20 protein-coding genes are annotated in these 24,694 nt (G+C 64.4%); 9 read left to right on the top strand and 11 right to left on the bottom strand.

Annotated features, from left to right (window positions below):
* Positions 1-4 precede the first annotated feature (4 nt).
* From cimA to AC1RRT_RS15535, 3 genes are read right to left on the bottom strand one after another with little or no spacing between them, the layout of a single operon-like run.
* Positions 5-1,612 (bottom strand): citramalate synthase, encoded by a 1,608-nt coding sequence (cimA, locus tag AC1RRT_RS15545; protein WP_493014718.1) that lies wholly within the window; start codon positions 1,610-1,612, stop codon positions 5-7.
* 1 nt (position 1,613) lies between these two features.
* A complete protein-coding gene (gltX, locus tag AC1RRT_RS15540; protein WP_493014717.1) occupies positions 1,614-2,939 on the bottom strand; it encodes a glutamate--tRNA ligase in 1,326 nt (441 codons plus the stop codon).
* Positions 2,936-4,624 carry an NAD+ synthase gene (locus AC1RRT_RS15535; protein ID WP_493014716.1) on the bottom strand — a complete coding sequence of 563 codons (1,689 nt, stop codon included), beginning with the start codon at positions 4,622-4,624 and terminating at the stop codon, positions 2,936-2,938. Before AC1RRT_RS15535 ends, gltX begins: the two co-directional genes overlap by 4 nt.
* Positions 4,625-4,756: 132 nt before the next feature.
* Between AC1RRT_RS15535 and AC1RRT_RS15530 the strand changes: the two genes are divergently transcribed.
* From AC1RRT_RS15530 to AC1RRT_RS15510, 5 genes are all read left to right on the top strand, one after another.
* Positions 4,757-5,767 (top strand): NADP-dependent oxidoreductase, encoded by a 1,011-nt coding sequence (locus AC1RRT_RS15530; RefSeq protein WP_493014715.1) that lies wholly within the window; start codon positions 4,757-4,759, stop codon positions 5,765-5,767.
* A 49-nt stretch (positions 5,768-5,816) separates the two neighbouring features.
* Complete coding sequence (locus tag AC1RRT_RS15525; protein WP_493014714.1) at positions 5,817-6,818, top strand: Bug family tripartite tricarboxylate transporter substrate binding protein; 1,002 nt, start codon at positions 5,817-5,819, stop codon at positions 6,816-6,818.
* A 354-nt stretch (positions 6,819-7,172) separates the two neighbouring features.
* On the top strand, positions 7,173-7,979 hold the full coding sequence (locus AC1RRT_RS15520) for a motility protein A (RefSeq protein WP_493014713.1): 807 nt from the start codon (positions 7,173-7,175) through the stop codon (positions 7,977-7,979).
* Positions 7,969-8,736: an OmpA/MotB family protein gene (locus AC1RRT_RS15515; RefSeq protein WP_493014712.1), complete on the top strand. Its 768-nt coding sequence runs from the start codon at positions 7,969-7,971 to the stop codon at positions 8,734-8,736. The genes AC1RRT_RS15520 and AC1RRT_RS15515 overlap by 11 nt, the downstream gene beginning before the upstream one ends.
* A gap of 158 nt (positions 8,737-8,894) precedes the next feature.
* Complete coding sequence (locus AC1RRT_RS15510; protein ID WP_493014711.1) at positions 8,895-9,977, top strand: hypothetical protein; 1,083 nt, start codon at positions 8,895-8,897, stop codon at positions 9,975-9,977.
* Between the two features lie 2 nt (positions 9,978-9,979).
* Here AC1RRT_RS15510 and AC1RRT_RS15505 read toward each other — a convergent pair whose 3' ends face one another.
* The 6 genes from AC1RRT_RS15505 to AC1RRT_RS15480 all read right to left on the bottom strand — a co-directional run bounded on the left by AC1RRT_RS15505 (position 9,980) and on the right by AC1RRT_RS15480 (position 17,125).
* Positions 9,980-11,155 (bottom strand): nicotinate phosphoribosyltransferase, encoded by a 1,176-nt coding sequence (locus AC1RRT_RS15505; RefSeq protein WP_493014710.1) that lies wholly within the window; start codon positions 11,153-11,155, stop codon positions 9,980-9,982.
* Positions 11,139-12,527: a class II 3-deoxy-7-phosphoheptulonate synthase gene (locus AC1RRT_RS15500; protein WP_493014709.1), complete on the bottom strand. Its 1,389-nt coding sequence runs from the start codon at positions 12,525-12,527 to the stop codon at positions 11,139-11,141. Before AC1RRT_RS15500 ends, AC1RRT_RS15505 begins: the two co-directional genes overlap by 17 nt.
* 139 nt (positions 12,528-12,666) lie before the next feature.
* Positions 12,667-13,347 carry an acetyltransferase gene (locus AC1RRT_RS15495; RefSeq protein ID WP_493014708.1) on the bottom strand — a complete coding sequence of 227 codons (681 nt, stop codon included), beginning with the start codon at positions 13,345-13,347 and terminating at the stop codon, positions 12,667-12,669.
* Positions 13,344-14,867 (bottom strand): tetratricopeptide repeat protein, encoded by a 1,524-nt coding sequence (locus AC1RRT_RS15490; RefSeq protein ID WP_493014707.1) that lies wholly within the window; start codon positions 14,865-14,867, stop codon positions 13,344-13,346. The genes AC1RRT_RS15495 and AC1RRT_RS15490 overlap by 4 nt, the downstream gene beginning before the upstream one ends.
* A 71-nt stretch (positions 14,868-14,938) precedes the next feature.
* Positions 14,939-15,700 (bottom strand): hypothetical protein, encoded by a 762-nt coding sequence (locus AC1RRT_RS15485; RefSeq protein WP_493014706.1) that lies wholly within the window; start codon positions 15,698-15,700, stop codon positions 14,939-14,941.
* Between the two features lie 15 nt (positions 15,701-15,715).
* Entirely contained in the window at positions 15,716-17,125 is a 1,410-nt protein-coding gene (locus AC1RRT_RS15480; protein WP_493014705.1) for an FAD-binding oxidoreductase, read from the bottom strand.
* A 122-nt stretch (positions 17,126-17,247) separates the two neighbouring features.
* On the opposite strand from AC1RRT_RS15480, the gene AC1RRT_RS15475 reads away from it, so the two are divergent.
* Positions 17,248-19,596 (top strand): ATP-dependent helicase, encoded by a 2,349-nt coding sequence (locus AC1RRT_RS15475; protein WP_493014704.1) that lies wholly within the window; start codon positions 17,248-17,250, stop codon positions 19,594-19,596.
* An 8-nt stretch (positions 19,597-19,604) separates the two neighbouring features.
* Positions 19,605-20,501, top strand: coding sequence for a 50S ribosomal protein L11 methyltransferase (locus tag AC1RRT_RS15470; protein ID WP_493014703.1), 897 nt, complete (start codon positions 19,605-19,607; stop codon positions 20,499-20,501).
* A 29-nt stretch (positions 20,502-20,530) separates the two neighbouring features.
* Here the strand turns inward: AC1RRT_RS15470 and AC1RRT_RS15465 are convergent, their stop codons facing one another.
* Positions 20,531-21,022: a DUF1127 domain-containing protein gene (locus tag AC1RRT_RS15465; RefSeq protein WP_493014702.1), complete on the bottom strand. Its 492-nt coding sequence runs from the start codon at positions 21,020-21,022 to the stop codon at positions 20,531-20,533.
* Between the two features lie 379 nt (positions 21,023-21,401).
* Positions 21,402-21,761: a DUF1127 domain-containing protein gene (locus AC1RRT_RS15460; RefSeq protein WP_493014701.1), complete on the bottom strand. Its 360-nt coding sequence runs from the start codon at positions 21,759-21,761 to the stop codon at positions 21,402-21,404.
* A 251-nt stretch (positions 21,762-22,012) separates the two neighbouring features.
* Between AC1RRT_RS15460 and AC1RRT_RS15455 the strand changes: the two genes are divergently transcribed.
* Together AC1RRT_RS15455 and AC1RRT_RS15450 are read left to right on the top strand one after the other, a co-directional pair.
* Positions 22,013-23,965 carry an aminopeptidase P family protein gene (locus AC1RRT_RS15455; RefSeq protein ID WP_493014700.1) on the top strand — a complete coding sequence of 651 codons (1,953 nt, stop codon included), beginning with the start codon at positions 22,013-22,015 and terminating at the stop codon, positions 23,963-23,965.
* A gap of 27 nt (positions 23,966-23,992) precedes the next feature.
* Positions 23,993-24,691 carry a ribonuclease activity regulator RraA gene (locus AC1RRT_RS15450; RefSeq protein ID WP_493014699.1) on the top strand — a complete coding sequence of 233 codons (699 nt, stop codon included), beginning with the start codon at positions 23,993-23,995 and terminating at the stop codon, positions 24,689-24,691.
* Positions 24,692-24,694 lie beyond the last annotated feature (3 nt).

The following is a 24,694-nucleotide window of genomic DNA, read 5'->3' as shown; positions in this document are numbered from 1 at the left end:
GGCTTTACTTGGAAGGCTGGGCGCCGTCGCGCAGCAGCTTCCACTGGATCGAATCCATCAGCGCCACGAAGGCGGCGTCGATGATGTTGGGCGACACCCCCACGGTGAACCAGCGATTGCCCTGCCCGTCCGCGCTTTCGATCATGACGCGCGTGGTCGCCTCGGTGCCGCCATTGAGGATGCGGACCTTGAAGTCGACCAGACGCAGGTCGTCGATATAGCTCTGGTAGCGGCCAAGGTCCTTGCGCAGGGCGTGATCGAGCGCGTTGACCGGGCCGTTGCCTTCGGCGACCGAGAACAGCGTCTCGCCATCGACATCCAGCTTCACGGTGGCTTCCGATATGGTCACCAGCTCGCCGCGTGCATTGTGGCGGCGCTCGACCATGACGCGGAAGCTGCGGATCTTGAAGAAATCCGGCATCTGGCCGAGCGTACGGCGCGCCAGCACCTCGAAGCTCGCCTCGGCGCCGTCATAGCTGTAGCCCTCGGCCTCGCGCTGCTTCACATCGTCCAGCAGCGCATTCACCCGGCTGTCTTTCGGATCATAGGTGATGCCGGCCTCGTCCAGCCGCACCAGCAGGTTGGAGCGCCCGGCCTGGTCCGAGATCAGGATCTTGCGCTGATTGCCCACGGTCTCCGGCGGGATATGCTCGTAGGTCTTGGGGTCCTTCATCACCGCCGAGACATGCAGCCCGCCCTTATGCGCGAAGGCCGAGGCGCCCACATAGGCCGCATGGCGGTTGGGCGCACGGTTGAGCAGCTCGTCCAGCACACGCGAGGTGGCGGTCAAATGCGTCAGGTCCTGCGCGGTCAGCCCGATATCGACATGCTCGGCGAACCAGGGCTTCAGCGCCAGCGAGGGGATCAACGCGATCAGGTTGGCGTTGCCGCAGCGCTCGCCCAGGCCGTTGAGCGTGCCCTGCACCTGGCGCACGCCGGCCTTGACGGCGGCCAGCGTGTTGGCGACGGCATTCTCGGTGTCGTTATGGGTATGCACGCCGAGCCTGGAGCCGTCGCCCAGCTTGGCGACAACTTCGCCGACGATGCGCTCGACCTCATAGGGCATGGTGCCGCCATTGGTGTCGCAGAGCACGGCCCAGCGCGCGCCGGCATCCAGCGCGGCCTTCAGGCAGTCGAAGGCGAATTTGGGATTGGCCTTGTAGCCATCGAAGAAATGCTCGGCGTCGAACATCGCCTCGCCGAATTTCCTGTGCGCCGCCGCGATGCTGTCGGAGATCAGTTCGAGGTTTTCATTCAGCGTGATGCCGAGCGCGACATCGACCTGGAAATCCCAGCTCTTGCCGACCAGGCAGGCGGCATCGGCCTTGGCATCGAGGATGGCGGCCAGGCCCGGATCGTTGGCCGCCGAACGCCCCGGTCGCTTGGTCATGCCGAAGGCGACGAACTTGGCGCGCTTCAGGCTCGGCTTGGCCGAGAAGAATTCGGAATCGGTCGGGTTGGCGCCGGGCCAGCCGCCCTCGATATAGGCGACGCCGAGCCGGTCGAGCGCCTTGGCGATGGCGCGCTTGTCCTCGACCGAGAAGTCGACGCCCTGGGTCTGGGCGCCGTCCCGCAATGTCGTGTCGAAGAGGTAAACGCGATCCTTGGCCACTTTACTTGCTCCTCAGGCGCTGCGCGACGCGGTCTCGGCCGATCAGCGGCAGCAGCGGCGCCATTTCAGGCCCCTTGTCGCGCCCGGTCAAGGCCAGCCGCAGCGGATGGAATAAAGCTTTGCCCTTGGCGCCTGTCTTGGCCGAAATTGCCTGGCTCCAGGTCTTCCAGGTGGTCGCATCCCAGGGCTCAGGCGGCAGCGTCTCGGCGGCAGCAGCCACCACGGCGGCGCCTTCATGGATGGGCGAGATATCGCCAGACACCACGGCCCACCAGTCGGCGGCTTCGGACAGCTTGCCGATATTGCCACGGATGGCGGACCAGAAGCCTTCAGTCGCACCGCCCGGCAGGCGGTCGCGCACCGCTGTGAAATCCATGGCATGCAGGAGGCGGGCATTGAGCAGGTCGAGCTCATGCGGATCGAGCCGCGCCGGCGCACGGCTGAAGCGGGTGAGATCGAAGCCGGCGACGAGCGCCTGATTGTCGAGCTGCGGTTCCACCGGATCGGCCGAACCCAGGCGGGCCAGCAAAGAGTTCAGTGCCATCGGTTCGTAGCCCTGCTCCCGCAGGTCGGACAGCGACAGCGAACCGATGCGCTTGGACAGCCCGCCGCCCTCGGCATCGAGCAGCAGCGAGAAATGCCCGAACACCGGCACGGCATAGCCCAACGCCTCGAACAGCTGGATCTGGGCGGCGGAGTTGGTGACGTGATCCTCGCCCCGGATGATATGCGTGATCGTGAGGTCGCCGTCATCGACCACGGAAGAGAGCGTATAGAGCGGATAGCCGTCCGAGCGCACCAGCACCGGATCGCTCAAGCTCGCCGTGTCGATCTCGACGCGGCCATGGATCAGATCGTCCCAGCCGGTGACGCGGTGCTCCAGCTTGAAACGCCAGTGCGGCTTGCGGCCTTCGGCTTCCAGTTTCGCGCGATCTTCATCGGTCAGCTTCAGCGCGGCGCGGTTATAGACTGGCGGCTTTTTCTGGCTGAGCTGCACCTTGCGGCGCAACTCCAGTTCTTCCGAAGTCTCGTAGCAGGGGTACAGACGCCCGCTGGCTTTCAGTTTCTCGGTCGCGGCCGTGTAGAGGGCGAAGCGGTCGGACTGTTTGGCATAGCGGTCCCAGTCCAGGCCGAGCCAGCGCAGGTCAGCCTCGATGCCCTTGGCGAAGTCTTCCGTGGAACGCGCGGTGTCGGTGTCGTCCAGGCGCAGCAGAAAACTGCCGCCGGTCTTACGCGCGAACAGCCAGTTCAGCAGCGCGCCGCGCGCGTTGCCGACATGCAGCCGGCCCGTGGGGCTCGGTGCGAAACGGACGGCGACGGGACTCATTTTCCAGAGTCCTTCGGCGTGTCCCGGAAAGCGTTGGTGATGGGGTAGCGGCGGCCGCGACCGAAGTTGCGCGCGGTCAGATTGACGCCCGGCGGCGCCTGGCGGCGCTTGTATTCGGCGATATAGAGCAGGTGCTGGATGCGACGCACCACATCCTCGGGCTGGCCCTTCGCCACGATCTCGCGGACCGGCATTTCCTTCTCGACCAGCATCTCGAGGATGGCGTCGAGCTGCTCGTAGGGCGGCAGGCTGTCCTGATCCAGCTGGTTGTCGCGCAGTTCCGCGGTCGGCGGGCGCTCGATAATCGCCGGAGGGATGACGACGCCCCGAGGCCCCAGGCTGTTGAGCGGCATGTTGGCGTTGCGCCAGTGCGACAGCTCGTAGACCGTCATCTTGTAGACGTCCTTCAGGACGCTGTAGCCGCCGCACATATCGCCATAGAGCGTGGCATAGCCGACCGACATCTCGGACTTGTTGCCGGTGGTCAGCACCATATGGCCGAACTTGTTGCTCAGCGCCATCAGGGTCACGCCACGGATGCGCGACTGCAGGTTCTCTTCGGTGATATCCGCCTTGGTGCCCCTGAAGGCATCCGACAGCATGCCTTCGAAAGCACCGAAGGCCGGCTCGATCGCAATCGTCTCATAGGGCACGCCCAGCGCTTTCGCGCAGTCGGCGGCATCATCGAGGCTGCGTTTCGATGTGTATTTCGACGGCATCATCACGCAGCGCACGCGGTCCGGCCCCAGCGCATCGACGGCGACTGCGGCCGAGATGGCGGAATCGATGCCGCCCGAAAGGCCGAGCACCACGCCGGGGAAACGGTTGCGGTTCACATAGTCGCGCAGGCCTTCGACCATGGCCTGGTAGATGCTGGGCAGCCGCTCCATCGGCTTCTCGACCTTGCCCGGTTCGCAGACCCAGCCGTCGTTGCCGCGATACCAGTCGGTGACCGCGAAGTCCTCGACGAATTCTGGCTGGCGGACCGGCAGGCTGTGATCGGCATTGACCACGAAACCGCCGCCGTCGAAGACCAGTTCGTCCTGGCCGCCGGTGCGGTTGACATAGAGCAGCGGCAGGCCGGTCTCGACCACGCGCGCCACCACCAGGGGCAAGCGCTGGTTCCACTTGTCGGTCTCGAACGGCGAACCGTTGGGCACCACCAGAATCTCGGCGCCGGTCTCGGCCAGGCATTCCGACACATCGGGCAGCCACATGTCCTCGCAGATCATCACGCCAAGGCGCACGCCGCGGAAGACAACCGGGCCCGGCAAGGGACCGGCAGTGAAATGGCGCTTTTCATCGAAGACGCCGTAATTGGGCAGCTCATGCTTGTGCCGCACGGCCACGATCTGCCCGCCATCGAGCAGCAGCGCCGAATTGTAGAGGTTGTCGTTCTCGCGCCAGGGCGAGGTGACCAGCACGGCCGGGCCGCCATCGGCGGTCTGCGCCGCCAGCGCGCGCACGGCGGCCTCGCAGGCCTCCTGCACCGAGGGGCGCAGCACCAGGTCTTCCGGCGGATAGCCGATGATCACCAGCTCGGGCATCACCACCAGGTCGGCCCCGGCCTCGGCAGCGCGCGCGCGCGCCTGCTCGACCAGCGTGCGGTTGCCGGGGATGTCGCCCACGGCCGGATTGACCTGGGCCATGGCGATGCGGAGACGGTCTACGGGGGCGGCGGACATGGTGTCGAAATGGGGGTTTAAAGCTGTCGGGACCGATACTTAACGTTACGGCAGGCTTATCTCAAGCCGATCCCCAGTTTACAGTGGCCGGCAAGGGATTAGATAGCCCGCAGAACCGCCAGGGAGGCCTCAATGTCCGCGAAAAATACTCAAGTTCTCATGAAACAGCACCCCAAGGGCGCCGTCACTGAAGCCGATTTCGAGATCGTCCAGCGCGATATCCCGAAGCCGGGTCCGGACCAGGTGCTGGTGCGCAACGTCTACCTCTCGCTCGACCCCTATATGCGCGGCCGGATGGATGCCGTGCGCTCCTATGCGGCCCATCTCAATCCGGGCGACATGATGGGCGGCGGCACCGTCGGCCAGGTGATCGAGAGCAATGTCGAGAAGCTGCCGGTCGGCACCTATGTGAACGGCATGCTGGGCTGGCAGGGCTATGCGGTTGCCAAGGCCAACGAGCTGCGCGTGCTCGACCCCAAGGTCGCCCCGATCTCCACGGCTCTTGGTGTATTGGGCATGCCGGGCTGCACGGCGCATTACGGCCTGATGCAGATCTGCGAGCCGAAGGCCGGCGAGACCGTCGTCGTCTCGGCCGCCTCGGGCGCGGTCGGTTCGGCGGTCGGCCAGATCGCCAAGATCAAGGGCTGCCGCGTGGTCGGCATCGCCGGCGGCAAGGACAAGTGCGACTACGTGGTCAAGGAACTCGGCTTCGATGCCTGCATCGACTACAAGGCCGGCGACATGCAGGCGGCCTTCAAGGCGGCGACGCCCGACCGCGTGGACGGCTATTTCGAGAATGTCGGCGGCGACATCATGGAGATGGTGTTCGGCCGGCTGAACAGCTTCGCGCGCGTCGCCATCTGCGGCCTGATCTCGGGCTATGACGGCAAGCCGCATGCCTTCACCGGCATGCGCCATATCCTGGTCAACCGCGCCAAGGTGCAGGGCTTCATCATCTCCGAGCATATGCCCTACTGGCCCGGCGCCATCACCGAGATGGCCGGCTGGATCAAGCAGGGCAAGCTGAAATACCGGGAAGACATCGCCGAGGGCCTGGAGAATGCGCCCAAGGCCTTCATGGGGCTGCTCACCGGCAAGAATTTCGGCAAGCAGCTGGTGCGCATCGCCCCCGAAACGCTGTAACCTCCGCTCCAAGAGTATTCATAAAACGCCGTTTCGCGGAGGGAAATCCATGTTCAATCGTCGCCAATTCATTGAGCTGGGCAGCGGCGCGGCCGCCCTCGCCCTGTTGCCGCAGCTTGCGCGTGCTCAAGCCCAATCTTCTTCGGCCTGGAATCCGGGCAAGACCGTCACTGTCGTGGTGCCCTATCCTTCGGGCGGCCCGACCGACAGCCTGGCGCGGCTGGTCAGCCAGGAGATCGCCAAGGAGCTGGGCCAGAGCGTGATCGTCGAGAACGTGCCGGGCGGCGCGGGCGCCATCGGGTCGCTGCGCGTGGCACGTGGCCCGGCCGACGGCACGCAGCTGATCGCCACCACCAACCAGACCCATGCCACCAATATCTCGCTGCTGCCCAATGGCGGCGGCTACGATCCGGTGAAGGACTTCGCCCCGATCGCGCTGCTGGCCGACCTGCAGCATATCCTGGTCGTGAAGAACGACCTGCCGGTGAAGAACGTGGCCGAGCTGGTCGCGCTGGCCAAGAAAGACCCGGGCAAGGTCAACTGCGGTTCGACCGGTCAGGGCTCGGCCTCGCATCTGACGCTGGAGCTGTTCAAGTCCAAGGCTGGCGTGAACATCACGCATGTGCCCTACAAGGGCTCGGCGCCGCTGCTGCAGGACCTGCTGGGCGGCCATGTCGATTGCAGCTTCGCCACCACGCCGACGGTGCTGGGCCAGATCAACGCGGGCAAGCTGCGCGCCATCGCGGTGGCCTCGCCCAAGCGCTCACCGCACCTGCCCGACCTGCCGACCGTGAACGAGGCCGGCGTGAAGGGCGTGGAAGCCGATGCCTGGCTGGGCATGTTCGCGCCGATCGGCATTCCCGATGCGGCGCTGGCGCGCTACCGCCAGCTGGTGCTGGATGCGATGAAGAGCGAGGCCGTACGCGCCACCTTCATGCAGCAGGGCATGGCTGTGAATGTGAAGGATCACACCGCCTTTGCCGCCTTCCTGCAGGACGACATCAAGCGCTGGGCCGAAGTGATCAAGACTGCGGATGTGAAGCCGGAGTAACCGGCGTGCTCGGGATGGCGGTTGCTGCTACCAGCACCGCCATCCGTTCCCGCGAATGCCGCGCATTGCACCTGGGAGGGCTGTTTTCGCCTTCCGCGCCTGAATCAGGCAAATCTGCACCGTCTGGTTGAGATGCCGTCTGCATCCGCGACGATGTTTCCAAAAATTAAGCTGGGTCTCCATCCGGTGCTTTGATCGGGATCATGGGCCGTATCAGCTTCAGTGCCGCACACTGAAGCAATCGACAGGCTTACCGACCATCACAGGACTCCCCATGCCCCGGATATCACCCATGCTTGCCGCTTTCGCGGCCGGCTGCCATTTCCATTCCCAGCATAAGACTGGCCGCCCGTCATGACCGGCGCCGGAGTCCAGCGCGGTACCCGTGCGCGCGTGAACCTGACCACCGTGGCCGGCATCGCCGGCGCGCTGGGCCTGCTGTGGTTCGTCATGGCGAGCGAAGGCGAAATCCTGCATTACCTGAACCTGACCGGCTTCACCATCGTGTTTGGCGGCGTGGCCGTTTCCGCGCTGATCGCATTTCAGAGCCGCGAACTGCTGGCCGCCCTGCGGGCTTTCTGCGCGATCTTCCGCTCCGATGGCGGCATCCAGGCCGAGATCGTCGAGCTGGTCGAGGTTGCGCGCCTGCTGGCGCAAAAAAACATTCACCAGGCGGAAGCCCGCGCGACGCGCGTCAGCAGCCCGTTTCTGCGACTTGGCCTGCAACTGGTCATCGATGGAACGCCGATGGATGACCTGATGCATATCCTGAACTGGCGCATCCGCAAACTGGCCGAAATCGAGAATGTTCAGGCCCGCCTCTTCCGCACTCTCGCCGCCCTTGCGCCCGGCTTTGGCCTGCTCGGCACCCTGGCGGGCATGGTGGCCATGCTACGCGAACTCGGCTCCGGCGATATCACAAGGGTGGGCAGCGGCATGGCCGTCGCCATGTTGGCCACCCTGTATGGCGTGGTGCTGTCGAACCTGATCTTCAAGCCAATCGCCATCAAGATCGAGCAGCGGACCCAGCGCCGCATCGCTCTTCTCAACGTCCTGCTGGAGGGAATCATGCTGGTATCCCTCGGTCGCTCGCCGACCATTGTTGCCGATGCCATGCAGGCTTTTGTGAACGAGACGCGTGATGAAATCCATGACGTCTGACCCCGTCGCCAGACTCCGGCACGCCATCCCCGAACCACCCCCATCCGCAGCAGAGGAAAGCGAGGACTGGGTGGTGAGTTATATGGACATGGTCACCCTGCTGATGATCGTGTTCCTGACGCTGGTTGGCATGCTGTGGATCGACAAGAAAACACGTCCGACGGTCGTCAATGTCCTGCAGATCGAGACCGGACAGATGCCGTCAAACATCTTTGCCGACGACCAGCCTGCGGCCGGGCTTCAGGCAGAATCTGCCGCCGCGCAGCAGATGTATGACAAACCGCTACCGTCGAATGTATCGGTCGAACCCCAGACCCGCGCCCGGGTCGACCAGTGGGTCGAGGCATTGCGCAGCAAGGGACTCGATGACCAGGTCAGCCTGATGGTGCAGGAACGACGCGTCAGCATCGCGATCCGTGATCGCCTGCTCTTCCCCTCCGGCCGGATCGAACTGCAGCCTGACGGGGTGACCGTGGTGCGACGTCTGGCCGACCTGCTGCGGACCCTGCCGGGCGTGATCTCGGTGGAAGGCCATACCGATGCGGTGCCGATCCATTCCGACCGCTTCCCCTCCAACTGGGAACTATCGGCCGGTCGGGCCGCGTCGGTGGTCCGCGGGCTGGTCGAAGGTGGATTGCCACCCCAGCGCCTGCGCGCCATCGGCTATGCGGATTCCCGCCCGGTCGCATCAGGGGACGATCCCCAGAGCAGAGCTCAGAACCGGCGCGTCACATTGATAATCGAGGATCAGCGATAATGACCCCTTCAGCGACCAATACCTCACCTTCCACCCGGCATGCCCTGCCGCTGGCGCGGCTTGCCGAGCGGCTGACCCATGACCACGCCGGAGACATGGCCATCCTTGTCGACCTCTCTGGCATCCCGACCATCCATAATCGCATGATGTTCCGCAGCATGGCGCGCTTCATCGAGGAGCGCACGATGGAGGAGCCGTTCCATGCGGTTCCGCTCGCTCGCAACATCCTTGTCCTGTTGGCCGATCCAACCGCCGCAATGCGGCTGCGTAACCGGCTGGAGTTATTGAGCGACCGCCTGCAGGAACACCATTATGGTTGCATCGGGCTTCGAATGTTCGATCTCAGGACCCAGGCAAGCCGCTTCATCACCGTCGCTCACCATCTGATGGAACAGAGTCCTGCACCATCCTCGGACCGCCTGATCCCGCTTTTGGATGAACCGGCGCCAGATATCGATAGCCTGAGCCGCGTCATAGACCTGCAGCGCACTCTCGGTCAGGCCGACCTGTCGAACCAGTCGCGTCGGCAAACCATCTGGACTCTGCAACCGAACATGCCGCCGGCAGCAATCGGTGAAGAAACCTGGATATCGATTGCCGCCATCGAACGCGCCACCGGCGTGGCATTGCGCCAGAATATATGGCTGTTCGGCAAAGCCACCGAGCTGCTCGACCAGCGCATGATCGCCCGGATCATGGCCGATACCAGCACGCATGACCGAATTCTGTCGCTCAACCTGCATTTGGCCAGCATCATCAGCGGTCCATTCCGCCGCCTGCTCAACGAAAAGCCGGCAGCGCAGATCCAACAGATGATGGTAGAGGTCGCCTTGCCGGAATGGCGGACCAATGACGCTCTCAGCGGCGCCGCGCGTCAGCTTATGCAACAACACGGCGTGCGCCTGTGCCTCGACGGCATCGACCCGGCTTCTGTCGCCACCCTTACCCAGTCCGACCTGCAATCAGCCGATTACCTCAAGCTCGATGCAGCCGGTCCCTATGCCCAGGCCCAGGTCGCCGCGCTGCAGGCATTGGGGCCGGCCCGGCGCGATCAGGTCCTGCAGAAAGCAATCTTCATTCATTGCGACACCACGGCAGCTATCGCTGCCGGCCTTGCCGCCGGAGTCCGGCATTTCCAGGGACGCGGGCTGACGCCGCTGCTGGAAGATACCGATGCAGTGGAGCATCTGCTTGGGCTCGAAGCTGCCGAAGGAGCCACCGGCGCGCTGAAAGGGCTGTAACCCTAACGGCGCAGCAGGAACTCGCGGCCGACCTTCACGCTCGGCACGCCGTCATAGGCGACGATGTCGGCCGTGGCGTAGGTTTCCACCCAGCTATCGGGCAGATACGAACCGGTGCCCACGATGTCGATCGGCGCCGAGACACTGGCCATCACCTTGCACTTGGCGGCGTTGAAGCCCGACGAGGCGACAATCTTCACGTTGAAGAAGCCGGCGCGGTCGAGTGTCGAGCGCATGTGATAGATGGCGGCGGCAGAAACACCGGTACCAACCAGCCAGCGCAACTCATGCTCGGTGCGGTACTGGCGGATGGCGTTGGGCACATGACGTTCCAGCACGGCGTAGGACGCCTGCGGGTCGAGGCCCTCTATATAACGGCCGCCGTGCGTATCCAGCCGCACGGCCAGACGGCCTTCATTGGCGGCATCGGGGAAGCGGTTGCACACGGCCAAAGCGTCTGTGACTTCCTGGCCGTAATAATCGACCAACACGGTCATCTGTTCGCCGGGGAAGGTCTCGGCATAGAGTTCGGCCGCGCGCAGGGTCGAGCCGGCATAGCCGATCAGGGCATGCGGCATGGTGCCGAAGCCCTTCTCGTTGCCGAAGTAATGCGCGGTGGCATCGGTGGCGTTGCCGATGAAGCCGGCGGCGCCGACATCGCGCCGCGCCGCCTTGCCGCCGACCGATGCCGCATAGGCCATCATCTCGGCCATCTCGGCGCCGGCGCAATGGCGCGCATCCATGGCGAGGAAGCGCACATTGGGCAAATCGCAACACATGGAATAGGCGTTGTAGGCGGCGACACAGGCCGCGCCCAGCTTCTGCAGGTAGATGGTTTCCAGATCGACAATCTGCGACATCGGGCCGCTGATATAGAGCAGCGGCTCGCCGGCGCCGACCCAGGTGCCTTCCTCGTGCAGCAGTTCGATGCCGAACTTGGCGCCGCGGGCTGCGGCCACCTTCTCAACCCACTCGACCATGAGCTGCGGGCAGAAGATCACCGGACGGCGCATGAAGACGGCATAGGTGACCGTCTTGTCGCCCGTCTTCTGGACGATTTCCTTGGTCTTCTTGAAATAGGTGTCGGTATGCGCCGCGATCTGGCGCTCCAGCTCGGCCGCCTGGACAGGCGGCACGAGCGGAGTCACGGAGGGCTTGCTGTCAGGCTTGTGCGGCATGGCGCTGGCTGCCCCGGTTCATGCGTTCGAGCTTCAGCATCTCGGCAATCAGGAAAGCCAGTTCCAGCGACTGCGAGGCATTGAGCCGCGGGTCGCAATGGGTGTGATAGCGGCTGGACAGGTCATCGTCGCCGATGGCCTGGGCACCGCCCATGCATTCGGTGACATCCTGGCCGGTCAGCTCCAGATGCACGCCGCCAGCATGGGTGCCCTCGGCCAGATGCACTTCGAAGAACTGCCGCACTTCCGACAGGATGCGATCAAACGGCCGGGTCTTGAAACCGGACGTGGAGGTCAGCGTGTTGCCATGCATCGGATCGCAGGACCAGACAACGCTGCGGCCTTCCTGGGCCACCTTGCGCACCAGGGCGGGCAGATGCTTCTGCACCTTGTCATGGCCCATGCGGGCAATGAGGGTGAGACGGCCGGGCTTGTTCTGCGGATTGAGCAGATCGATCAGGCGGATCAGTTCATCTGGATCGGTGGTCGGGCCGCATTTCAGGCCGAGCGGATTGATCACGCCGCGCAGGAATTCGACATGCGCGCCATCGGGCTGACGGGTGCGGTCGCCGATCCACAGCATATGCGCCGAGGTGTCGACCCACTCGCCCGAGGTGGAGTCCACGCGGGTCATCGCCTGTTCGTAGCCCAGCAGCAAGGCTTCGTGGCTGGTGTAGAAATCGACCGTGCGCAGCTCCGGGGTCTTCTCCGGGGTGATGCCGCAGGCTTCCATGAAGTCCAGCGTCTCGGTGATGCGGGCCGCCACGTCCTGCCAACGCTCGGCTTCCGGGCTCTTGGCGACGAAGCCGAGATTCCAGCCGTGCACGCGATGCAGGTCGGCATAACCGCCGCTCGCGAAAGCGCGCAGCAGGTTGAGCGTCGCCGCCGCCTGGCTGTAGGCCTGGAGCTGGCGGTTCGGATCGGGGACTCGGTTGGTGGCGTCGAAATCCATGCCGTTGATGATATCGCCGCGATAGCTCGGCAGCTCGACATCGCCACGCTTCTCGGTATCGGAGGAACGCGGCTTGGCGAACTGGCCGGCCAGACGGCCGACCTTGACGACGGGCAGCGCCGCGCCAAAAGTGAGCACCACGGCCATCTGCAGGATGACGCGGAAGGTGTCGCGGATGTTGTTGGCGCTGAATTCAGCGAAGCTCTCGGCGCAGTCGCCGCCCTGCAGCAGGAAGGCACGGCCCTCGGCCACCTTGGCCAGCGCGGCGGTCAGGTTGCGCGCCTCGCCGGCAAAGACCAGCGGCGGATATTTCGACAGCTTGTCCTCGGCCGCCGCGAGAACGGCGGCGTCGGGGAAAGCCGGCACCTGCTTGATCGGTTTGCTGCGCCAGCTATCCGGCGACCATTTGCGCGCACTCATGGGGTAACCTCAGACCTAACTGCTTCGTATGCCTACAAGTTTTGGGATACCCTACAATAGGGCCAGCAGGGGCGCTTTTCCAGCCGCCTTGGCGCGACGGCCGGCACAAATCGGCAAATTGCCAAGCCTTTGAACCGATTTAGGCTTCCGGCAGCTCTTCCTTGGGCTTGAGCGGCCGGGCCGGGTTGCCGGCGACCGTGGTATGGGCCTCCACATCCTTGACCACCACCGAAGCCATGCCGATCAGGGCGCTTTCCCCGATCTTGGTATAGGGACGGATGGCCGCCGCCCCGCCGATGAAGGCGTTGCGCCCGATCTCGACGAAGCCCAGCACGGTGATGCCGGACGAGAGCGTGGCGAAGTCGCCCACGCTGGAGTGATGGTTGATCACGGTATTCTGCAGGATAATCACATGGTCCCCGATGGTGGCCTCGGCGCAGATCACGCTGTTGGCCATGATCGCCGTGCCGACACCGACCTTGCAGTTGGGCGAGACGGTCGCCGTGGGATGAATCACGGACTCGAATTTCTCGTGCGGAATCTTGGCCCGCAGGTTCACGTCGGGCTTCTTGGTGTAGCTGGTCGCGCTGGCGATGCCGTTGATGAACTGGCAGTCGGCGAAGTCGCGCGCCTGGTCGATGCGGCCCAGCACGGGATAGCCGAGCACCTTCTTGCCCTGGTTCTCCGGGATGTCGTCAAGGAAGCCGCGCAGGTCATAGACTTGGCCGCGCAGGCTGCGGCGGTTGATCTCGTCCACGGCATCGAGGATCGACAGCGAGTTGCCGCCGGCGCCAAGGATGACAAGCGGGATGGCTTTCATGATGCTGGTCCCTCTTCCGGTTTTTTCGCATCCGCCAGCACCTGCATGAACCGCTGGCTCATGCGGGTGGAATCGGTCAGGTAGCGCTTGAAATAGGCCTGTCCCGCCGCGCCCACGGCCTTGCGGAAATCAGGCTCGCGCGCCAGCCGGTTCGCCAGCGCCACATACTCGTCGATGCTGCCGGCATAGAGCAGCGGCCCACTGCCGTCAGTCGGCTTCAGCAGGCTGCGGATCTCGGCAGCCGCCGCGCCATTCTCCTGCAGCGGCCGCAGGAAATGCATGCCGTACTGGGTTTCCGGCGCGGCATAGGACAGGAAGGCCGTGCCAGCCTCCAGGCCCTGGATGCCGGTCAGGCCGCAGCCGAAGGGGAAGCTTTCGAGGAAGACATCGAGCACGCGGGCATAGATCGGCGTCTGCACCCAGCCGACGAAATGGCAGCGACTGGCGACGCCGCCGCGCTCGAAATGCGACTGGATGGCCGGCAGGCGCTCCTTGCCGGTCCATAGGAAACCCGCAGTGGGATTTTCGCGCAGGATGCGCACCACCGCATCAAGATAAGGCTCGGCATTCATCTTCTCGGTGCGGGCTAGTGTGCCGAACAGGATGTCGTGCTGCGCATAGGCTTTGCGCGTCGCCGCCACCTCCGCCTCATCCACCGGCGCAGACGGATTGGACATCGTGAAGGGCACCACATTCCAGCTCTCGCCATGCAGCACGCGCGTGGATTCCGACCAGGCGCCGTAAGTGATCGAGCTATCGATCTCGGGAATCTGGAAGGGATGGAATTTCAGCGTCCAGAATACCTGCACTGGCGCCAGCCGCATCGCCATGGCAAAGGGTACCAGCGCAGGCGTCGAGACCCAGACGAAGTGGCTGACATCACGGTCGGCCATATCCTGGCGCATCCAGCGCACCAGCACCGAGAAATAATGCGGCGCCGGCGTATAGTCGCGCATGTTGACGATCTCAGCGCCAACCTCGCGCACACGCCTATCAAGTTTTTCGGAACCGGGCCCCATGTTGTAGACCACTGGTACGTCATGCCAGGGCATACCACGTGGGCGATGCGCCAACAGTTCCAGCATCGCTTCGGTATGCCCCAGGATATCGGCACTGGCGAGCACGAAGGCCGTACGCCAGGGGCGGTGCGCCGTAGGCTCCCATAGCGGCTTGGGCAGAACCGGGTCCTGCAGGGTGCGGCCATAGGCGGCGACAGGCCCGAGCCAGGACTGAAAGCAGTGCCGGGCATGTTCCTCGGTTTCGATCTTCTTGACGAAGCTGAGATAGAGGCGCTGAAGGATATGCCCAATGAGATCGGGGGTGGCCTGTCCCAGTGCGATGCCATCGATCACCAGGCCAACGATATGGTCACGCACCTTGGCCGCCTGGGCATGCTGGCCGTAATTGTGCATCAGGTCGCCCAGATCGAGCAATGCGCCGACATCGCCGGGCTTCTTGTTCACGGCATCGACGGCGGCGGCCAGATCGGGCGGTATGCCCGGCGGTGGAGCAGCGCTCATTGGATGCGGACTTCCGCGAAATGACAGGGTAGCATCATCCTACCCCCATAGCCGAAGCTGGTTAAGAAACCTTAAGCAGATGTGCCCGACGGCTGATCCGGCTTGATGAAGCCACGGTATTTGCGCTGCACCGGCCAGACCGGCGGGCGCCGTGTCTCGCGCTGAGCCACGACATAGAGCGCGGCATTGGGCTGCGTTGCGAATTTGCCAAAGGCATCGACGGGAAATTCCTGCATACCGGTGAGGATGCTGCCGGCGATGCTGTTCATGTACATCAGCTTAAAGCCGTTATCCTCGAAATAGTCCGGATAAACCGTCGGGCAGAAATTCCAGAAACCGTGATTGATGCGGGTCATCGGTGCGGCATGGACCAGGAATCCGCCGACGGCGACCGCCTCGCAGGTATTGCGGAAGGCCATGCCGACATTGAAGCAGTGTTCGCAGGTGCCAGTATCGATCACCAAGTCGAACCGCGCGGTCAGATCCTGCGGCAGCGGTTCATTGAGGTCGACGATCACCTCCATGCCGCGCATCACCGCCACATCCGTGACAGTCACATCGATGCCAAGTTTGTCAAACAGGTCGAGTGTGTCATAGATCGGGTCGCCCCAATGCGTGAGACCATGCCATTTCTTGATGGCATCACCATCCTCGCGCTGCTTGACGCCCTCGATCAGCGCGGCGCCGAACATGGCCTCGAGCTGGGCCTTGGGCACCAGCAGATCGGGATAGGCCAGCGCCAGCGCCGACAGGCGTTCGGGGGCGTCCGGCCCCTGGCGCCGCAGCTCAACGACCTTGGCCAGCAGCTGCAGGTAAAGCGAGTCGATCGCCATCGGGGGTGTAACCGCTCAAACGCTGAATATCTTGCCCGGATTCATCAGGTTGTCGGGGTCCAGCGCCTTCTTGATCGCGCGCATCACCGCCACCGCCTCGCCATGTTCGGCGGTCAGGTACTTCATCTTGCCCCGGCCGATGCCATGCTCGCCGGTGCAGGTGCCTTCCATGCGCAGCGCACGATGCACCAGCCGCTCGCTGAAAGCCTCCACGGTTTCGACTTCCTGCGGGTTGTTGCGGTCGACCACTACGGAAAGATGGAAGTTGCCGTCACCGACATGGCCGACCAGCGGTGCGGTCAGCCCGGTCTTCACCACGTCTTCCTTGGTCTCCAGGATACAGTCGGCCAGACGCGAGATCGGCACGCAGACATCGGTGGCCATGATCTCGCAGCCCTTGCGCAGCGCCTTGCAGGCATAGGCGGCGTTGTGCCGCGCTTCCCACATCTTGGCGCGCTCTTCCGGCTTGACCGTCCACTGGAAGCCATGGCCGCCATGATCGCTGGCGATGCTTTGCACCATTTCGGCCTGCTCGCCCACGGAGGACTCCGTGCCGTGGAATTCCAGCATCAGCAGGTTCTGCACCGGCAGGCTGAGTTTGGAATAGTCGTTGATCGCCTTCACCTGCACGTCGTCGAGCAGTTCGATGCGCGCCACCGGAATGCCGGCCTGGATGGTCTGGATCACGGTGTTGACCGCGCCTTCCAGTGTATCGAAGGAGCAGGTCGCCGCCGACATCGCTTCCGGGATGCCGTAGAGCTTCACCGTGATCTCGGTGATGATGCCCAGCGTGCCTTCCGAGCCGACGTAAAGCCGGGTCAGGTCGTAGCCGGCCGCCGACTTCTTGGCGCGCTTCGATGTGCGGATGATGCGACCGTCGGCCGTCACCACCGTCAGCGCCAGCACGTTTTCGCGCATGGTGCCGTAGCGCACCGCATTGGTGCCGCTGGCGCGCGTCGAGACCATGCCGCCGATCGAGGCGTCGGCGCCCGGATCGATCGGGAAGAACAGCCCGGTATCGCGCAGATGCTCGTTGAGCTGCTTGCGGCGCACGCCCGGCTGCACCACGACATCCAGGTCCTCGGCATTCACCTTGAGAATCTGGTTCATCTGCATCAGGTCGACGGTGACGCCGCCCTGCACGGCGGTGACATGCCCTTCCAGCGAGGTGCCGGCGCCATAAGGAATGATCGGCAGGCCATGGGCGGCGCAGATCTTCACGATCTCGGCCACCTCCTCGGTGCTGCGCGGGAACACCACGGCGTCCGGCGGCGACGGCGTGGCCCAGGACTCATCGCGGCCATGTTGGTCGCGCACCGCCTGGGCGGCGCTGAAGCGGTCGCCTAAAAGCTGCTTAATGGCATCAAGCGCCGCCTGCGTGGCAGCGGGGGTCAAACGAGGCTGGGCGGCGGCAACGGGGGCCATGGCGTTTCTCCTTGATCCCCTAGAGGTAACGCTTTGGCGGCGGCATAGCAATCCGGTGAACGTGTACAAAGCCCCAGAATACGTGCCGTTTTGCTGCACTGCGGGTGGCCAGCACAAGCCCCATGCGCTATGTAGGCGACATGTCCGCCGACCCTTTCGACCTCTCCGGATTCGAGCCGGAAAATAGTCCTGCACCGAATGATCCGGTGGCCGCCGCCGCGATGCCGGCGCCCGACTGGCTGGTCAAGCTGAACGAGGCCCAGAGCGAGGCCGCCAACCACCTGGAAGGGCCGCTTCTGGTGCTGGCCGGCGCCGGCACGGGCAAGACCCGTGTGCTGGTCTCCCGGCTGGCCCATATCCTGTATCGCCGGCTGGCCTGGCCGAGCCAGATCCTGGCCGTCACCTTCACCAACAAGGCCGCCCGCGAGATGCGCGAGCGCGTCGAAAAGCTGGTGGGCAATGCCGTCGAGGGCCTATGGCTGGGCACCTTCCACGGCATCTGCAACCGCATCCTGCGCCGCCATGCCGAGCTGGTCGGCCTGAAGCCGAATTTCACCATCCTGGACGACGACGACCAGTTGCGCCTGCTGAAGCAGCTGATCGAGGCGGAAGGCCTGGACGAAAAGCAGTTGCCGCCACGCATGCTGAAGGGCCAGTTCGATCGCTGGAAAGACCGCGGCTTCGTGCCCGGCAAAATCCCCGACAACGAGACCGGCTTCGCCGAGGGCCGTGGCGCCAAGCTCTATGCTTTCTACTGCCAGCGCCTGCTGCAGCTGAATGCCTGCGATTTCGGCGACCTTCTGCTGCATAACCTGACGCTGTTCCGCGAGCACGAAGACATCCTGCAGAAATACCAGCACCAGTTCCGCTACATCCTGGTGGATGAATACCAGGACACCAACGTGGCGCAGTACCTGTGGCTACGGCTTTTGGCGCAGAAGCACAAGAACATCTGCTGCGTGGGCGACGACGATCAGTCGATCTATGGCTGGCGTGGCGCCGAGGTCGGCAACATCCTGCGCTTCGAGCAGGATTTCCCCGGCGCCAAGATCGTGCGACTGGAACGCAACTACCGCTCGACGCCGCATATCCTGGGCGCCGCATCAGGCCTGATCGCCCATAACGAAAGCCGCCTGGGCAAGACGCTGTGGACCGACCTGAACGAAGGCGACAAGGTTGTCGTGCAGGGCGTGTGGGACGGCGATGAGGAAGCCCGACTGGTGGGCGAGGAAATCGAGACGCTGGAACGCGAGAAGATTTCGCTGAACCAGATGGCGATCCTGGTGCGCGCCGGCCACCAGACCCGCGCGTTCGAGGAGCGCTTCCTCACCATCGGCGTGAAATACCGCGTGATCGGCGGTCTGCGCTTTTACGAACGCCGTGAAATACGCGACGCCATCGCCTATTTCCGCGTGATGATGCAGCCCGATGACGATCTGGCCTTCGAGCGCATCGTCAACACGCCCAAGCGCGGCCTGGGCGACAGCACCATGCAGACCCTGCACAAGCTGGCCCGCACCGCCGGGAAATCGCTGACCGCGACCTTGCAGGACCTGCTGCAGACCGATGAGATCAAGCCCAAGCAGCGCAACACGCTGCGCAAGCTGCTGGACGATTTCGAGCGCTGGCGCCGGCAGGCCAGCGAACTGCCGCATACCGAAGTGGCCGAGATCATCCTGGAGGAATCCGGCTACATCCAAATGTGGCAGGACGACAAGTCGCCCGAGGCGCCGGGCCGGCTGGAGAACTTGAAGGAATTGATCGGGGCTTTGGCCGAGTTCGAGAATTTCGCCGGCTTCCTCGATCACGTCGCGCTGGTGATGGATACCGAGAATTCCGAAGACGCCGAGATGGTCAGCCTGATGACCCTGCATGCGGCCAAGGGCCTGGAATTCGACTACATCTTCCTGCCCGGCTGGGAAGAGGAGCTGTTCCCCAGCCGCCGCTCGCTGGAAAACAACGGTGTGGCCGGGCTGGAGGAAGAGCGCCGGCTGGCCTATGTCGGCCTGACGCGTGCCCGCAAACGCGCGCAGATCACCTTCGCCGCCAACCGCCGCATCTACAACCAGTGGACCAGCGCGATCCCCTCGCGCTTCCTGGAAGAGCTGCCCAGCGAGCATGTTGAGCAGCGCTCGCAGGCCGGCCTGTATCGTGCGGCGCAGGGCCTGGGCTATATCGGCGGCGGCTTCAGCGAAGAGGCTGCGGCCACGCGCAGCGGCTATCAGGGTACGAACTGGGATTTCTCGCGCAAAAAACCTGCCGGCATGATCGAGGGCCGCGCACGCCGCATCAGCGATGACGACGTGGTGCAGCGCAGCCCCGACGATGCGTCCTTCGGCGTCGGCGACCGCGTCTTCCATCTGAAATTCGGTTACGGCAAGATCCGCAGCGTCGACGGCAACAAGCTGGTGATCGGTTTCGAGAAGGCCGGCGAGAAGCGCGTCATTTCCTCCTTTGTCGAGAAAGCCTGACGCCTCGCATGCCCGTCTCTCCTGAATTCTGGTCGGTCGAACTGGATGTGCCGGTCGATCTGGTCGCCGCCGCCGAAGAGATGCTGGGCGATGCCGGCGTCGCGGTCACCTCCTATGAAGTGCTGAAGCCGGGTGTGGCGGTCAGTCCCGACTGGCGCGTGCAGGTGCTGTTCGATGCGCCGCCCGACCAGAAGGACTGGCGCACACGGCTGAAGGAGATTGCCGCCGGCCTGGGTATTCCCGCTGTCATCAGCTTCGGCCACCTGCCCTCCAATGACTGGGTGCGCCATACCAACAAGCTGAATGCGCCAATCCGCGCCAGCCGGTTCTTCCTTTATGGCGCCCATGACGCGCATGCGATTCCGCCGGGCAGCCTGAGCATCCTGCTGGATGCCGGGCTGGCATTTGGCACCGGCCGCGCGCCATCGACCTATGGCTGCATGCTGGCCATCGACGACCTCTGCCGCGTGAAGACTCCGCGCCGTATGCTGGACATGGGGACTGGCTCAGGCGTTTTGGCCATGGCCGCGGCGAAAGCCGGCGCGCAAAAGATCGTCGCCGCCGATATCGACCCGGTGGCCGTCGATGTGACGCGCGAGAATGTGCGGTTGAACGGCCTGAGCGCGCGGATCGCGGCGCTGACGGCAAGCCGGCCGGGTGATCCGCGCCTGATGGCCTGCGGGCCCTACGATCTGGTGGTGGCCAATATCCTGGCCGAGCCGCTCTGCCGCATGGCGACAGGTTTGCGTCGTCTGGTGGCACAAGGCGGCCACCTGGTGCTTTCCGGCCTGCTGGCCAGGGAAGAGCGCCTGATCGTCGCCCGCTACCGGGCGACGGGTCTCACCCTTGCGCGGCGAATCCCGCGCGAAGGCTGGCACACGTTAGTGTTCAAACGCCGCGCGTAACCGCGCGGTGGCGTCTGCTCACATCGCGCTTAGGCGGCGACGACGTCTTTCTGCTTCAGAACCTGGACCTTCACTTCGCCGGCATCGTCATTGGAGGCTTCGCCGCGATAGATCTCGCCAGCCACGGCGGCCGGGATATCCGAACGGCTCAGACCCATGTCATGCAGGGTGCGGTCATCCAGGCCACGCAGCTCGGCTTCGGCGGCGGCACGCTGCCACAGGGCCGACACATGCTGGGTGAAAGCGCCAATGGCGTTGCCGAGCGACTGGCCGGCGAGCGCCAGACGGACATCCTTGGACGGGACGCCCATGGCGATCAGGTCTTCGCGGCTGAAATCGGCAACGGTGGTGGTGGACTTGGGGCCGAACAGCGCCGTCAGGCCACGACGGACCGTCATGGCGATATAGCGGGCGCGGGCCCGGCGGGCTTCGCGTTCCAGTTCGACGAAATCGGTCAGGCCGAGATATTCGTGGCTGGCCAGATTGAGGACGGGGACGGTGGTCTCGATGCGCGGGTTCATGGCTATCTCCTTTGCTTTGGAAAAGCCGACCCGGGTGTTCCTCAGCCACACCTTGCATTCTTGAAGTACGTCAGTATGGCTGACACAAATATTGCATCGCACCATTTCTGTTTGCAAGTGCTAATTTTTTGAAATTTACGTGTAATATCAGTTATGTAGATTTTTTGAACAGCTGCCTAATTTTTCCGCCTGCTGATTAATCAGCCCAAAGACATACTATCTGTTGCCGCTATGCATCAGTGGAATGGCGGGCAAAAATAAAAAAGGCGCAGCCGAGGCTGCGCCTTTTTAGACTGGCCGGGCCGGTCACACCGCCCCCACGGGGGGAGGAGGACTTTGGGGACGGGCTGCGCCCGGCCCCGGCCAGAAACTGTAAGCCTTAGGCCGCTTCGCGCGGGACCAGGCGGGTGACCTTGGCGGTCGCGGTATTCTCGTTCACCGCGGCGGCGGCCGGGCGCTCGATCAGGCCGGCCACAGCGGCCGGGATCTGCGAGCGGCTCAGGCCGATGTCGCGCAGCATGGCGTCATCAAGGCCGTTCAGCTCATGCATCGCGCGCTGGCGGGCCAGGAAGCCCTTCAGGCGGGTGCCGGCGGTCTTGAGGGCGACCCAGGCGTTGAAGACGAGGTCGGCAATGGCTTCGGCGCGGATACGACGCGCGTAGGCTTCGATCTCGGCCTGGCTCATCGGGGCCAGGTTAGCCGGGAAGGCGAAAGCGGTCTGGTTGCGCAGGGTGGTCATGGTAGTCTCTCTCCGTTCAGTGGTCCGGGCAGTCTGTGCATCGCGGCCACGTCGAGAATATTGCACTGCACCCTTTAAAAATCAATGACTTAGCTATGAGTTGTTTGCCGACGCAGCAATGCATGAAACGCATACCTCGATCTGGACTCCGGGTCGGGAGCACCCCATAATTCCCACGACACGGCAACGGGTTACCCATGACTCTGCAACAGCCTGCCCCCCTCTCCGCCCTTCTTGCCGGTTTACCGGCCGTGCTTACAGATTGGTTACGTGGCATCGCCGCCGCGCCGCCGGTCTTTGGCGGCTTCCCCGGTCTGGCGCTACTCCCCGCCGACTCTGGCCTGCCGCGTGAAAAGGCCGAAAGCCTGGTGGCCGAACTGGCCGCGCGTTTCGCCGCCGCCATCGAGGACCGCAGCGCCGTGGCTGCCCGGCTGGCCGATCTGCGCGCCGAACTGGCGCATCGCGGCCTGGCCGGCCTGATCGTGCCCCTGACTGACGAATACCAGAGCGAATATGTGCCGCTCTGCGCCCAGCGCCTGAGCTGGCTGACCGGCTTCACCGGTTCGGCCGGCCTCGCCATCGTGCTGACCGACAAGGCCGCGATCTGGAGCGATGGCCGCTATACCTTGCAGCTGGCGCAGCAGGTCGACGGCGCGCTGTTCGAATGCCTGCATATCAGCGACCAGCCGGCCAGCGACTGGCTGAAAAGCAATCTCAAGCCCGGCGACAAGCTGGCCTACGATGCCTGGCTGCATACCGAAGGCGGTGTGAAGACCTTCACGACGGCCTGCGCTGCCGCCGGCGCCGAGCTGGTGGCCGCCACTACCAATCCGATCGATGCGGTCTGGACCGACCAGCCGCCGCCGCCGCTGGGGCCGGTGCGGGTGCAGGACGTGGCGCTGACCGGCCGGCATGCCGCCGACAAGCGCGCTGACATCGCCAAGGGCGTGAAAGAGCGCAAGGCCGACGCCGTAGTGCTGACCCTGCCGGAATCGATTGCCTGGCTGCTTAATATCCGTGGCAGCGACGTGCCGCATACGCCGCTGCCGCTGTCGATGGCCGTGCTGCATGCCGATGCCGCCGTCGATCTCTATATCGACATGCGCAAGCTGGATGCAGAGGTGAAGAAACATCTGGGCGATGTGCGCCTGCATGACGCCTCCGCCTTCCCCTCCGCGCTGACGGCGCTGGGTGAAGCGCGCAAGACCGTGCAGGTCGATCCCGCCACCAGCGGCGTCTATGTGCTGCAGCGGCTCGAAGCGGCCGGCGCCACGCTGATCCGCGCCGAGGACCCCTGCCTGCTGCCCAAGGCCTGCAAGACCGAGGCCGAGCTGGATGGCAGCCGCGCCGCCCATCGCCGCGATGGCGCGGCGGTGAGCAAATTCCTCGCCTGGCTGGATGCGCAGAGCACCCAGGGCGCCGGCATCGACGAGATCGCGGCGGCCGAGAAGCTGCAGAGCTTCCGCCGGCTGTCGAACGACCTGCGCGACCTCTCCTTCACCACCATCTCGGGCGCCGGCTCGAATGGCGCCATCGTGCATTACCGGGTCACGGCCGAGACCAACAAGCCGCTGGAGCCGGGCAATCTCTATCTGGTGGATAGCGGCGGGCAATATCCGGACGGCACCACCGACATCACCCGCACGGTTGCCATCGGCGAGCCCAGCGAGGAGATGCGCGACCGCTTCACCCGCGTGCTGAAGGGGCATATCGCGCTGGCCATGGTGAAATTCCCCGAAGGCACCACCGGCTCCCAGCTCGATGCGCTGGCGCGCCGGCCGCTGTGGGAGATCGGTCTGGATTACGACCACGGCACCGGCCATGGCGTCGGCAGCTATCTCTCGGTGCATGAGGGCCCGCAGCGCATCAGCAAAGTCGGCAACACCGTGGCGCTGAAACCCGGCATGATCATTTCCAACGAGCCGGGCTATTACAAGACCTGCGGCTATGGCATCCGCATCGAGAACCTGGTCGCCGTGCGCGTCGAGACCGAGAAGGCCGAAAGCGGCAAACGCTGGTTCGGCTTCGAGACATTGACGCGCGCGCCGCTGGACCGCCGCCTGATCCAGCTCGACCTGCTCACTCCGGCCGAAGTCGGCTGGGTCGACGCCTATCACGCACTGGTCTGGCAGGAGATTGCGCCGCTGGTGGACGACGCCACGCGCGACTGGATGAAGCAGGCGACGGCGCCGTTAGGCGCATAAGGAATTATAACCCGGAGAGAAACACACATGCTCGATGCACGGATCAAGGCGGCGCTGGAACTGGTGACCACCGCCACGCTGACGACGGTTCTTCTGAAGAAGGGCCTGCGCAATGTCTGGCTGCGCGGCGCCAAGCCGTTGACCCCGCAGAAGCGCATCGTCGGCGAGGCCTTCACCCTGCGCTTCGTGCCGGCGCGCGAAGATCTGGCGACGCCGGCAAGCTGGGCCTCGCCCAAATCCACCCGCGGCGCCATCGAGGACATGCCGGCCGGCTGCATCGCCGTGGTTGATGCCATGGGCGTGAAGGATGCCGGAATCTTCGGCGACATCCTGTGCGCACGGATGCAGAAGCGCGGTGTGGCCGCCCTGGTGACCGATGGCGTGGTGCGCGACGTGGCCGGCGTGATCGGTACCAAGCTGCCGGTCTGGTGCGATGGCGCGGCCGCCCCGCCGTCTGTGGCCGGCCTGACCTTCGTCGACTGGCAGCAGCCGATCGGCTGCGGCGGCGTCGCCGTCTATCCGGGCGACGTGATCGTGCTGGACGATGACGGCGCGGTGCTGATCCCGCAGGCCATGGTCGAAGAGGTGACCAGGGAATCGATCGAGCAGGAAAAGCTCGAAACCTGGATCATGGGCGAAGTCGACAAGGGCACGCCGCTGCCCGGCCTCTATCCGCCCAACGCCGAAACCAAGGCACGCTACGAAGCCGATATGAAGAAAGGCTGAGGC

The organism is Ferrovibrio sp. GW821-FHT12B10, assembly GCF_058807515.1.
This window is presented reverse-complemented; position numbering and strand designations above follow the sequence as displayed.

Coding starts and splice junctions, on each gene's coding strand:
- AC1RRT_RS15525 (WP_493014714.1), top strand. CDS start 5,817: ATGTTCAATCGTCGCCAATTCATTGAGCTGGGCAGCGGCGCGGCCGCC.
- AC1RRT_RS15495 (WP_493014708.1), bottom strand. CDS start 13,347: ATGAAAGCCATCCCGCTTGTCATCCTTGGCGCCGGCGGCAACTCGCTG.
- AC1RRT_RS15490 (WP_493014707.1), bottom strand. CDS start 14,867: ATGAGCGCTGCTCCACCGCCGGGCATACCGCCCGATCTGGCCGCCGCC.
- gltX (WP_493014717.1), bottom strand. CDS start 2,939: ATGAGTCCCGTCGCCGTCCGTTTCGCACCGAGCCCCACGGGCCGGCTG.
- AC1RRT_RS15520 (WP_493014713.1), top strand. CDS start 7,173: ATGACCGGCGCCGGAGTCCAGCGCGGTACCCGTGCGCGCGTGAACCTG.
- AC1RRT_RS15505 (WP_493014710.1), bottom strand. CDS start 11,155: ATGCCGCACAAGCCTGACAGCAAGCCCTCCGTGACTCCGCTCGTGCCG.
- AC1RRT_RS15500 (WP_493014709.1), bottom strand. CDS start 12,527: ATGAGTGCGCGCAAATGGTCGCCGGATAGCTGGCGCAGCAAACCGATC.
- AC1RRT_RS15515 (WP_493014712.1), top strand. CDS start 7,969: ATGACGTCTGACCCCGTCGCCAGACTCCGGCACGCCATCCCCGAACCA.
- AC1RRT_RS15470 (WP_493014703.1), top strand. CDS start 19,605: ATGCCCGTCTCTCCTGAATTCTGGTCGGTCGAACTGGATGTGCCGGTC.
- AC1RRT_RS15530 (WP_493014715.1), top strand. CDS start 4,757: ATGTCCGCGAAAAATACTCAAGTTCTCATGAAACAGCACCCCAAGGGC.
- AC1RRT_RS15465 (WP_493014702.1), bottom strand. CDS start 21,022: ATGAACCCGCGCATCGAGACCACCGTCCCCGTCCTCAATCTGGCCAGC.
- AC1RRT_RS15450 (WP_493014699.1), top strand. CDS start 23,993: ATGCTCGATGCACGGATCAAGGCGGCGCTGGAACTGGTGACCACCGCC.
- AC1RRT_RS15510 (WP_493014711.1), top strand. CDS start 8,895: ATGGCGCGCTTCATCGAGGAGCGCACGATGGAGGAGCCGTTCCATGCG.
- AC1RRT_RS15460 (WP_493014701.1), bottom strand. CDS start 21,761: ATGACCACCCTGCGCAACCAGACCGCTTTCGCCTTCCCGGCTAACCTG.
- AC1RRT_RS15480 (WP_493014705.1), bottom strand. CDS start 17,125: ATGGCCCCCGTTGCCGCCGCCCAGCCTCGTTTGACCCCCGCTGCCACG.
- AC1RRT_RS15475 (WP_493014704.1), top strand. CDS start 17,248: ATGCGCTATGTAGGCGACATGTCCGCCGACCCTTTCGACCTCTCCGGA.
- AC1RRT_RS15535 (WP_493014716.1), bottom strand. CDS start 4,624: ATGTCCGCCGCCCCCGTAGACCGTCTCCGCATCGCCATGGCCCAGGTC.
- AC1RRT_RS15485 (WP_493014706.1), bottom strand. CDS start 15,700: ATGGCGATCGACTCGCTTTACCTGCAGCTGCTGGCCAAGGTCGTTGAG.